The organism is Gardnerella sp. Marseille-Q9691, assembly GCF_046507715.1.
Lineage (GTDB): Bacteria > Actinomycetota > Actinomycetes > Actinomycetales > Bifidobacteriaceae > Bifidobacterium > Bifidobacterium greenwoodii.
The window spans coordinates 23,518-35,079 of sequence record NZ_JBKFXI010000003.1; the positions used below are offsets into that span (position 1 = coordinate 23,518).

General features: G+C 42.9%; 7 protein-coding genes. 3 read left to right on the forward strand and 4 right to left on the reverse strand.

Annotated features, from left to right (window positions below):
• The first annotated feature begins 26 nt into the window (after positions 1–26).
• Positions 27–1,850 carry a S1C family serine protease gene (locus ACLD6A_RS05535; protein ID WP_019260557.1) on the forward strand — a complete coding sequence of 608 codons (1,824 nt, stop codon included), beginning with the start codon at positions 27–29 and terminating at the stop codon, positions 1,848–1,850.
• Between the two features lie 107 nt (positions 1,851–1,957).
• Here the strand turns inward: ACLD6A_RS05535 and ACLD6A_RS05540 are convergent, their stop codons facing one another.
• On the reverse strand, positions 1,958–3,664 hold the full coding sequence (locus ACLD6A_RS05540; protein WP_004126686.1) for a hypothetical protein: 1,707 nt from the start codon (positions 3,662–3,664) through the stop codon (positions 1,958–1,960).
• A gap of 131 nt (positions 3,665–3,795) precedes the next feature.
• Positions 3,796–4,791: a 23S rRNA (guanosine(2251)-2'-O)-methyltransferase RlmB gene (gene rlmB / locus ACLD6A_RS05545; RefSeq protein ID WP_004133839.1), complete on the reverse strand. Its 996-nt coding sequence runs from the start codon at positions 4,789–4,791 to the stop codon at positions 3,796–3,798.
• Positions 4,792–5,096: 305 nt separating this feature from the next.
• Between rlmB and ACLD6A_RS05550 the strand changes: the two genes are divergently transcribed.
• Together ACLD6A_RS05550 and dcd are read left to right on the forward strand one after the other, a co-directional pair.
• Complete coding sequence (locus ACLD6A_RS05550; protein WP_410313807.1) at positions 5,097–8,084, forward strand: cation-translocating P-type ATPase; 2,988 nt, start codon at positions 5,097–5,099, stop codon at positions 8,082–8,084.
• Between the two features lie 134 nt (positions 8,085–8,218).
• Positions 8,219–8,797 (forward strand): dCTP deaminase, encoded by a 579-nt coding sequence (gene dcd / locus ACLD6A_RS05555; protein WP_004136673.1) that lies wholly within the window; start codon positions 8,219–8,221, stop codon positions 8,795–8,797.
• 250 nt (positions 8,798–9,047) lie between these two features.
• Here dcd and ahpF read toward each other — a convergent pair whose 3' ends face one another.
• Together ahpF and ahpC are read right to left on the reverse strand one after the other, a co-directional pair.
• Complete coding sequence (gene ahpF, locus ACLD6A_RS05560; protein WP_410313808.1) at positions 9,048–10,703, reverse strand: alkyl hydroperoxide reductase subunit F; 1,656 nt, start codon at positions 10,701–10,703, stop codon at positions 9,048–9,050.
• 127 nt (positions 10,704–10,830) lie between these two features.
• Positions 10,831–11,394, reverse strand: a complete 564-nt coding sequence (gene ahpC / locus ACLD6A_RS05565) for an alkyl hydroperoxide reductase subunit C (RefSeq protein ID WP_004133847.1) — start codon at positions 11,392–11,394, stop codon at positions 10,831–10,833.
• Positions 11,395–11,562: the final 168 nt, after the last annotated feature.

Genomic DNA, 11,562 nt, shown 5'->3' on the forward strand with positions numbered 1-11,562 from the left:
TCAAGAGTCTTTTTTAAGGAGGATGAATGGCTGACGATTTGTATGGTACCAATCAGCAGGAATCCAATAACAATGTAAATACTGAGGCTATTGCGCAGCAACAAGGCCCGCAGAGCCCGCAAAATCAGCAGGATCAGCAGGATCAGCAAGCTGCGCAAGCTCAGCAGGATTCGCAGAACACACAGCCGCAACAAAACTCGCAGCCGCGTACTGCTCAGAATGTTCAAGCTTATAGTCCTGCGCCAGAGTTCGGCGCATACGGACCTGTGAACAATAGGGAAACAGCAAGTCAGCCTGTAGTAAACCAACCTAGCGCAAATTATCCTAACGCGAATATGCCTAACGCTAATGCGGCACCTTCCTCATATGTTGGGCCACAAAATCCTTATGCCCCTTCAGCAAATACTCCTAATGCGTTCGGGAATCCATACGAATCTAACGAAAACACTAGCCACACAAATGGCGATAATGTTAATCAAAATGCGCAGCAAAATCTTCCTCCAGTGTTCAATAGCACAAATGAAGGAGACCACAGCGAAACAAGCGCAGTAAATAAAGGCGAAAAGTTTGTTAATCTTCAGGAAAATAACAACACTCCGCCTGTTATGATTGCTATTTTATCTGCAGTAATTTCAGCAATAGTTTGTGTTGTTGTAATGACTTTCGTAGTTTCGCAAGGCCTTATTGCAATTCCACAAGGAAGCTCCTTAGAAAGCGTCGGTTCAAAAGCATCTGGTCCTGGAACCGCAATAGTTAAAGGCGCACAATCTCCTGATTGGCGTGGAGTAGCTCGTCAAGTTTCTGGCTCTGTAATTTCTATTCAAACGCGCTTAGCCAAGGGAATGGGCAAAGGTTCAGGCGTAATAATTGATTCTAAAGGATACGCAGTTACGAATAATCACGTAATTGCAGACGCAAAACAAATTCAAGTTACGCTTTCTAACGGCCAAATATATTCTGCAACTTTAGTTGGAGCAGATAAAACAACAGATTTGGCTGTTCTTAAGCTTGATAATCCGCCAAAAAATTTGAAAACTGCACAATTTGCAAATTCAGATTTGCTTGCTGTTGGTGAAGCAGTTATGGCTATTGGCAACCCGCTAGGCTACGACGATACTGCTACAACAGGTATTGTTTCAGCGTTAAATCGTCCAGTATCTGTTATGGACGATCAAAGCCGTTCAGAAATCGTAACTAATGCTGTACAAATCGATGCCGCTATCAATCCAGGAAATTCTGGCGGACCAACTTTTAACGCGGCAGGCCAAATTATTGGCATAAACTCTTCTATTGCAGCCACTTCTACTCAAGGCGGAACAGCAGGCTCGATTGGTATTGGTTTTGCAATACCAGCAAACTTGGTAAAGCGAGTAGTTTCAGAAATTATTAAAAATGGTTCTGTTAAGCACGTTGCTTTGGGAATTATGATTAAAAGTGTTGCCGTGGAATCAAATGGTATTACTCGCGGCGGCGCTCAAATTGTTTCTGTAAATCAAGGAACTCCGGCAGCTAAGGCAGGACTTAAAGCTGGAGACACCATTGTGGCGTTTGACGATAAACCTGTTGCTAATAATTACGCTCTACTTGGTTACGTTCGAGCAACAGCGTTTAACAATAAGGCTACACTTACTGTAGTTCGCGGCGGAAACACTCTTAAATTGACTGTTACGTTCAACCAAGAAGAAGCTGCTGTTAGCGGAATGAATCGTAAAGAAAAGACGCTGAAGAATAATAAAAAGAATTCTCGAAATCGTGGTAATAAATCCGATGACGATGACGACGATTTACAGCAGCGTGACGATAGTGACGGAGATGACGGCGGCATCTTTGATCCGTTCGGATTCTGGTAAATTAAATAACGCCTGCAAATATTTAAGGCCATAATAAGTACGCCCCAACAGTAAGATGCATCTTGCGATTATCTTACAATTGGGGCGTATTTGTTTATTTATTCACGCTACTTTTTGCGCTCGTATACAGTTACTGTTCCTTCGGAAACATTCGATTTGAAAGAGGATTTAGTTTTAGCAATAACATGCGCCGTGTAATGCTCAATATTGTAGTCCAATGCAACAAAGTAGTACCACGGTTCGCTTGATTCGGTTACAAAGAATTGAGGTTCTTTTTTAGCCTTGCAAGCTGATATTTCACCCCACGCTTGAGACTCAGAAGGACGTTCATTAGTAATAAACGAACTGTTTTTATAACTGCAATCAATAAGATTCTTCGCAAAATAAGGGTTTGCTGTAATAAGCTGCCAAGAATACTGGTGAACATCTTCAAATTCTGGAGAAATAGTATTACCGTTACTATCTAATTTTTCTTCTTTATGAAGCCAAGATGTTACAAAACGCTTATTTTCTGCGTGATTTCTCTGAATGAATTGCGCAAGAGCGCGAGAACCTGAGTAGTCGAATCTAATATCATTAACGCAAGCAAATATATTCCAAATCAAACTTGGCGCCAACAAAATAACAATAATAGATTGAGTAAATGCACACTTATTACTTAACTTATTTGCAAGCGTAATATCAAAATTAAGCGGCTTATTAGCAACACACATCCACAGTTGCGCAATAAAGAATACGAATACGATTCCTGCATGATGCAAAGTAAAATATTGCGTTGCAATAATAGCAAAAGTCAAATAAGGAAGAATAAGAGATACCAACATTTTCCTACGTTTTGCAATACAAATAGCAAAAGCCCAAATCAGTATTGAAATAAGAACGCAAATAATAGTTGGCAATATTCCTAAAGACATTCTTCTCAAAGAAACGTCTCCAGCGAATGCTGTAAACATGCTTTCTGACGGAACTACGAAAATAAAATACAAGAATTGAATAAGATGAGAATTTCCGCTAAAAGTTGCGCGAGAACCAAATGCGTTAGCAGCAGGCCAAATGCAGGCAATGCTTGCAAAACCAACAAAAGCAAGTAAAATCCAGCCAAGCAAACGATTTATATTAGAAAATATTTCACAAACAGCATTCTTAATTCCAGCTATCTGTACGCTTCGCACAACCCAAGCCAAGGCAAAACCTGCAGCAATAGCAATTCCATAAGAGCTAATCGCACACATTAACACAAGACTTAGCACAAGTTTCCAAGTATTAGATGGCTTAGAATCCGCATATTTCCAATAATGTGCAACCATTAGCAAAGAAACACATAGCAATGCGTAAGGGCGTGCAGTAACTCCGTATTGGAAGCAAATAAAATAAGTAAATGGCAGAAGCGCAATAGTAAGGCGATTAAAAGGAGCGCGGAAAATCAGCCATCCTCCTAGAAGAGCAGCGCACAAAAACTGCACGCCTTTAAGACCAATTTCGTACGGAACACCTGTTTTTGCAGGGATTGAAAGAAGAAGCGTCCAAAGTGGCGGATGTCCTTCGTAATGCGGACGAAGAGTTAACAAATCAGCAAACGAAGAATCACGCGCAATAAGCCAACTCTGCGCTTCGTCAAACCACGGTTCATGGAAGTACATAACTACTGCAACAACAGCCATGTATGCAATAAAACTAAGCGCGCGCGCATGCTTTACAATCCATAGTTTATTTGTTGTTTTCGGAGTATTTGTATTTGCAGTACTCGTATTCGTAATAGTATTTTCGTTCATAAATGTTTTATTTTCTTCTATAGTATTTTCACTAATATGCATATTTCTATTTAATTATTTCTTTCAAAATTGCGTCAGTACTAAACTTCAGCAAATAAAAGCCCCAACCAAATAAAATCACGCTAACACCGTAACAATACAGTGCAAGCGTGATTTTAAAGTTTGAAATTTTTTTAGTTTTGATTCAATGCAGCCAAACGACGAGCGTTAGCCACAGCATACAAGCTGATTCCAGCCGCAACCGAGGCGTTAAGAGATTCAACCGCGCTAGAAATTGGGATTCCAGCAATAGCATCACAAACTTCACGAGTTAGTCTGCTCATGCCCTTACCTTCAGAGCCAAGAACCACAACCAGCGGATCAGTTTCAAAACCAGTTTCGCCAACGAGCTTATCTCCGCCACCGTCAAGACCAATCGCATACCAGCCGCGTTCGCGCAAACCTTGAATAGCCTTATTCAAATTAACAACTCTAGCAACTGGCAAATGCGCCGCAGCTCCAGCCGAAACCTTCCAAGCTGCTGCAGTTACGGAAGCGCTTCTACGCTCAGGCAAAATCACACCGTTAGCTCCGAATGCTGCCGCAGAACGAATAACAGCGCCCAAATTTTGCGGATCCGTCACACCGTCTAAAGCAATAAACAGAGGACGAGCATTAATTCGAGCGGCTGCAGAATCGGCGGCTTCCATTGCGCGAGACTTCTTTTCTGCACGCTCAACCAATTCCTGCAAAGAGTAATACTGGTAAGGCTGAACTTTCAAAATAATGCCCTGATGGTTGCTAGAACGCGCAATTCTATCCATTTCCAAGCGGTCAGCTTCCAGCAGACGCAAGCCCTTAACTCCAGCAAGTTTTACAATTTCGCGAGTGCGATCATCATGTTCGATTCGGCTTGCAACGTACAACTGTAAACTTGGAACTCCAACTCTAAGAGCTTCAAGAACAGCATTACGGCCAATAACCAACTCATCCGAATCAGAAGCGAACTTATCTACCCTTCGCCTTGCAGCTAAACGCGGATCAGCGAAAGTGCGCTTTATAGCAGCTTTCTTAGCGAAATAAGCCTTATGATATACGCGATCTTCAGCCTTTGGCGTAGGCCCTTTGCCTCGCAATGCATTGCGATGTTTTCCACCCGACCCCTTGGTCGGTCCTTTTTTCGTAGTCATACCTCTATTCTCACATGCCCCCGAGGCATTGAGTTTGCAATAAGCAGCATTAACTTTTAATAAATATCAATAAATTTTATTAATTTTACATACTTCTTTTTAGGTTCGCGCACTTATTGGCGCGTTATATGACATAATAGAACGGTACTTATTTATTGCAGGAAGCTTTTAGAAAAGTGCGAATAACTGCTTTTTAAAAGTGACGCAATATTCCACAACCGCGCAATAGTTACAGTGCTGAACGTACAAAATAGCGTTCGCGTTGCGATTATTGACTACTCCGCGGCGCTCCCAAGGGGGAAAACATGGTTGATCACGCTCTTGATCAATCCAAACGCAAGGCCTCTGATGCCAATAATCAGGATCCTTCATTGCAAAACGTTCAACAAGTGTCACAAGCTTTAAACGTAGACGTAACTTGCGGCTTAAGTTCCGAAGAAGCATCTAAACGACTTGCACAATTCGGTCCGAACGCGCTTGCTGCATCCGAAAAAACGCCTGCATGGAAGCGATTCCTTGAACAGTTCAAAGATCCACTTGTTTACTTGCTGATTGCAGCTACTATTATTTCTGCAATTGCTTGGTTCGTGGAGAGAGCGCAGCATAAAGGTAACAGCGGCGGAGAAATTCTACCGTTTGATTCCATTGTTATTATCATAATTTTGATTGCAAATGCTGTTCTTGGATTTATTCAAGAGTCGCGCGCGGAGGAAGCGGTTGAGGCTTTAGCTAGAATGAGCGCGCCTCAAACTTCGGTTTTGCGAGATGGGCGCGTTATACGCATCGATACTACCGAGGTAGTTCCTGGCGATATTCTTGTTCTTGGCGAGGGCGATGCTGTTTCTGCGGACGGTCGTTTAATTGCTGCAGCATCTTTGCGTGTTGCCGAAGCAAGTCTTACTGGCGAATCGGTTGCTGTAAGCAAGCGCCCCGATACTTTGCAATCCGCAAAAGCTTTGGGCGACCGCACAAACATGGTTTTCAACGGCACTGCTGTAACTCAAGGAACTGGTCGCGCTATTGTAACTTCAACCGGCATGAGCACGCAGGTTGGAAAAATTGCGGATATGCTTTCCAAGTCGGACGAAGAATCCACTCCTCTTGAGCGTGAAATGGTGCGAGTTTCTAAGGTTCTTGGTATTGCGGTGTGCATTATTGCAGCTATTGTTCTTGCATCAATGTGGCTGCTAGAAGGCTTCCATAGTATTCAGGATATTATTGATTCACTTCTTCTTTCCGTTTCTCTTGCTGTTGCTGCAGTTCCAGAAGGCTTAGCTGCTATTTTGACTGTTGTGCTTGCTCTTGGCGTGCAGCGCATGGTTAAGCATCATGCGGTTGTGAAAAAGCTTTCTTCTGTAGAAACGCTTGGTTCCGCTTCTGTTATTTGTTCCGATAAAACAGGCACATTAACTCGTAACGAAATGACCGTTGAGCGCGTAGTGACGCCGAGCGGCGAAGTTCAGCTCACTGGTAGCGGCTACAAACCGGAAGGCCGAATGGTTCTTCTTGATTCTGCAGATGCAGATCTTGCTGTTCCTCAAAATCTTGCAACGGAAGTGTTAGGAGCTTTAGGTTCCGGCTATTTGGCTAACGATGGAGATCTTCATTACGACGAATCTACTAAAAGCTGGCAGCCAGTTGGAGACCCTACAGAAGTTTCTATTGTTGTTGCATCGCGTAAAACAAAGGCAGATAAGCGTTACGCTCACTTAACTCGTGTTGCTGAAGTTCCGTTTACTTCTGAGCGCAAACGCATGTCTGTAGTAGTAAAAGATGGTTCAGATTCTGGAAATCTTATTGTTTGCGCTAAAGGTGCTCCTGATGTGCTTCTTTCTTACTGCACTCGAATTGCAGTAGCTGGCGCTGTACGTCCACTTACTGATGGCGATCGCGAAGATATTTTGGCTACTGTCGAGCGCCTTTCTGGGGAAGCTTACCGAACTCTTGGCATGGCGTACCGTCCGCTTGGCGTTGATAGTTTGACGAAAGTTGACGGCATGGTTTCTAACGCTGCCGGCCAGATCGCTGACGTTGCTGAGCAGAGCGACGTCTTGGAATCTGATTTAATTTGGAACGGCATGGTTGGAATTATTGATCCGCCTCGCATTGAAGTTCGAGATAGCGTTGCTCAAGCTCACCGTGCTGGAATTCGCACTGTTATGATTACTGGCGACCATCCTCTTACAGCAACTCGTATTGCTAGAGATCTTGGCATTGTTGGCAAAGACGAGCGCGCGCTTACTGGAGACGATCTTGACGAGCTTCTTTCTCTAGACGATGACAATATTGCTTTTGATGAAGCAATAAACAAAACTAGCGTGTACGCGCGAGTAGCTCCTGAGCACAAACTTGCTATTGTTTCTTCATTGCAACGTCAAGGAAATATTGTTGCTATGACAGGCGACGGCGTAAACGACGCTCCAGCCGTAAAATCTGCCGATATTGGCGTCGCAATGGGCATTACTGGCACAGAAGTAACTAAAGAGTCCGCCAAGATGATTTTGGCTGACGATAATTTCTCTACAATTGTTGCAGCAGTGCGCGAAGGCCGTGGAATTTTCGACAATATTCGTAAATTCTTGCGATACTTGCTCAGTTCTAACGTTGGTGAAGTTTGCACCGTTTTCGGTGGTGTTGTTTTTGCTGGAGCGCTAGGCATCACGCAGCCTAATTCCGTAGGTGTTACGCTTCCACTTCTTGCAACTCAGCTTTTGTGGATTAATCTGCTTACGGACGCTGCTCCTGCCCTTGCTATGGGAGTTGATCCGCAAACTGACGATGTAATGGATAGAAAGCCTCGAAAACTTACAGATAGTGTTATCGACCGACGAATGTGGGGAGATATTGTATTTATCGGCATAATTATGGCTGCTATTACGTTAATTGGAATGGATATGCATTTGGCAGGAGGCTTATTTACTGACCGTTCTGTTGGCATTATGAGCCACGCTGCACAAATGACTCACGCTCGCACAATGGGATTCACAATTCTTGTGTTTGCGCAAATGCTTAACGCACTAGCTTCTCGTTCCGATTCACAAAGCGTATTTGTAGGTTTGTTTGCAAACCGTTGGCTTTGGGGCGCTATTGCAGTTTCTGTGCTTCTACAGCTGGCAGTAATTTACATACCGTTCTTGAACGAACCATTTGGAACTGTTCCTTTGAGCTTAAATGAATGGTTTGAGTGCCTTGGCCTTTCAATGGTTGTGCTTATTGCTTCGGAGTTAAGAAAGTGCGTGTTACGTTTCATCGCAAAGCACAAGGCTCAAAAAGCTTTAACTGTGGTTGCTTAAAAGCAAGCAAGCACAGACCGCGGCACGCGCTACAATTGTCTGTATTGTAATTTTCGCGCAAAATAGCAGTAAATATTTCGTGCGAACAATGAAGTTACTGATGTATAAGCTTTATTGCAAGGAGATTTGACGTCATGCTGTTGTCTGATCACGACATTCTCAAAGCTCATGATGAGGGTCATATTGATTTGACCCCATGGACCCCGGAAATGGTGCAGCCTGCGTCGATTGACGTGCGCCTCGACCGTTTTTTCCGCTTATTTAACAACCACGCTTACACGTATGTTGATCCTGCAGAAAATCAGGGTGAGCTTACTGAACAGTTCGAGGTAGCTCCTAATGAGCCTTGGATTTTGCATCCTGGTGAGTTTGCTCTAGGAGCTACATGGGAGTATGTAAAGCTTGACGCAACCATCGCTGCACGCTTGGAAGGCAAGAGCTCGCTTGGACGTCTTGGTATTTTGACACATTCCACCGCTGGCTTTATTGATCCAGGTTTCGAAGGTCATATTACTTTGGAACTTTCAAACGTTAGCACTCTGCCGGTTAAACTTTGGCCGGGTATGAAGATTGGCCAAATGTGCTTCTTCCAGTTAAGCTCACCATGCGAGAATCCGTATGGTGCAGCTGTTAACGGCTCGCACTATCAGGGTCAGCGCGGTCCAACTCCGTCGCGTTCGTATGAGCATTTCTACCGTGCTGATTTAAGCTAGCAATGCTTTTATGGCATGATTTTTTGCGAAAATCGTAAAAATTCAGAAGAAAAATATAATATTCACAGAGAATTTTCAGGTTGTATTACTGTACTGCTCAGAATAGTATGGTTTTATAATAGTGTCGAACAAAACGACAGGTGCATGGCACCTAGAATTTATTCTTTTCTTCTCTCCTTTATTTCCCCGGCGCACAGGCGCCGGGGTTAAATTTTTTTCGCAACATAAATTACTTCTCTCCCAGCAGGAGTTAAGATCTGTTTTGCGAGCTGCGGATAAGATAGTCAAATGCAGATAATGCAGCATTTGCGCCCGTTCCATACGCTGTAACAATCTGCTTATACGGTTCGTCCGAACAATCTCCAGCAGCAAAAATACCTGGAATATCAGTGCAACCAGCGCGATTTGTAATAATTTCTCCTCTATTATTTAGAGGAATCTGATTTGCGAGCCAGCGAGTATTTGGAGCCAAACCAATCTGCACAAATACGCCGTCCGCTTCAATAACATGCTCTTTAGATTCGGAATTATTCGCACTATTTCTATCTATATATTTAACTGCCGTAACTTTATTGCCATTGCCTTCAACGTTACTCACAGCAGCACTAGTAATAACTTCAGTATTTGGCAAATTATGCAAAGTATCTAGTAATACTTGATCCGCTTTAAGGGTATCCATAAATTCTACTACAGTAACGTGCTTTGCAATACCAGCTAAATCAATCGCTGCTTCAACACCAGAATTTCCGCCACCAACAACGACAACATTCTTGTCTTTGAAAAGCGGACCGTCGCAATGAGGGCAGAATGACACTCCTTTATTGCGGTACTCGTCTTCTCCAGGAACGCCTAATGTACGCCAAGTTGCGCCAGTTGCAATAATCACTGCATGCGCTTTCAAAGCACCGCCTGAACGCGCATGAATTGTATGCAAACCGTATGGTTCATTAGATAAATCGAGCGAGTCTGCCCAATCAGGAGTAAATACGTCAATATCGTATTGCGAAATATGTTTAGTTAAATCTGCTGCTAACTGAGCGCCAGTAGTATGCGTTTGCGAAATATGATTTTCAATACTTTCGGTTTCTACAACCTGCCCGCCACGATGATCCATAATCATAGCCGTGCGCAAGCCTTTACGAGCAGTGTAAATTGCGGCAGCAGAAGCAGCAGGACCACCGCCCACAAGAACAATATCGTATGGGTCTTGTGCATTCATTTTTTCTGCGAGCGCAACATTTGCCGAAGAAACGCTATTATTCCCATCAGATTTTTCGTTAGACGCAAGTATTGCCACCAGTTCGTCTATTCCTGCTCGTCCGGAGGAAATAAGTTTGCCATCTTCAAACACTGCCGGCACGCTCATTATGCCAAGGCGCTCCACTTCTTCTCTAAAAGCGCTACCTTCTACCGCGGTATGCTGAATTTTAGGGTTGATAATAGAAATGGTATTAAGTGATTGCACAACTTCTGGGCAATTTAAGCAAGTTACCGACATGTAAGTTGTTACATTGTGTGGACCAAGTTTAAGTATTGCTTCGCGCTGCTCATCACTAATTTTTGGCGCGTAGCCGCTTACTTGTAGAAGCGCTAATACTAAAGAACTGAATTCGTGTCCTAAAGGCAATCCTGCAAAACTAACCGATACAGTAGATTCTCCATTTACTGAATTATCTAGTTTTCTGCGCAATTCAAAGCTTGGCTTACGCTTTGAATTGTTGGTTTCATTATTATTTACTTCAACAATACTGATTTTGTTGCTTTGTTGAGATACTTCTTCTAACAATGCTCTAACTTTTTGAGATGTTTCAGAATTGTCAACGTAAGAAACGATTTCTATTTTAGATACCATCTTTTTTAGTAATTCTGAAAGCTGAGCAGTTAATGACGCATTCAACAAAGACATAATCTACTTCCTTCGGTAACTTTAGCCACAAGCAAAAATAAGCTAAATGCGTAGGAAACTATGAACGTAGCCCCCTACGCATTGCGAAAATTCTTTAAAAAGATTCTTTAATATTTAATTGCAAAAATCAGATTTTGCCGACCAAATCGATAGAAGGCTCCAAGGTTTCTTCACCCTGCTCCCATTTTGCTGGGCAAACTTCGCCTGGGTGCGCTGCAATATACTGCGCTGCCTTAACTTTACGAAGCAGCTCGTCGGCATTACGGCCAATGCCATCAGCTGTCATTTCGAAGAATTGAATCATACCTTGCGGGTCAACTAGGAAAGTTGCGCGGTGAGCTAAACCTGATTCTTGATTCCAAGCATCAAAATTACGCGAAAGAGCTCCGGAAGGATCACCCAACATGGTGTACTTTACTTTTGCAATTGCTTCAGAATCGTCATGCCATGCTTTGTGCACAAAATGTGTATCCGTAGAAACTGAGTAAACTTCAACACCTAGCTTTTGCAATTCTTCATAGTGGTTTGCAAGATCTTCCAACTCAGTAGGGCATACGAATGAAAAATCCGCTGGGTAGAAGAAGAAAATAGCCCACTTGCCGAGTACGTCAGCATCGCTTACTTCAACAAATTCACCATTCTTATAACCATTTACTTTGAATGGAAGAATATGCGTGTTCATTAAACTCATACTATGCTCCTCAATATGTTTAATTGTGCTTTCTAAGCGAAACTATCAATACTGATTATAGGCAATAAATAGTGTTGCTTCCATAGTTAAAATGTATTCTATATCACTAATTAGGGTATTTGACAGCATTGTTTAACAGAATATATAGTAGAAAGTCTTGTTTTTAGT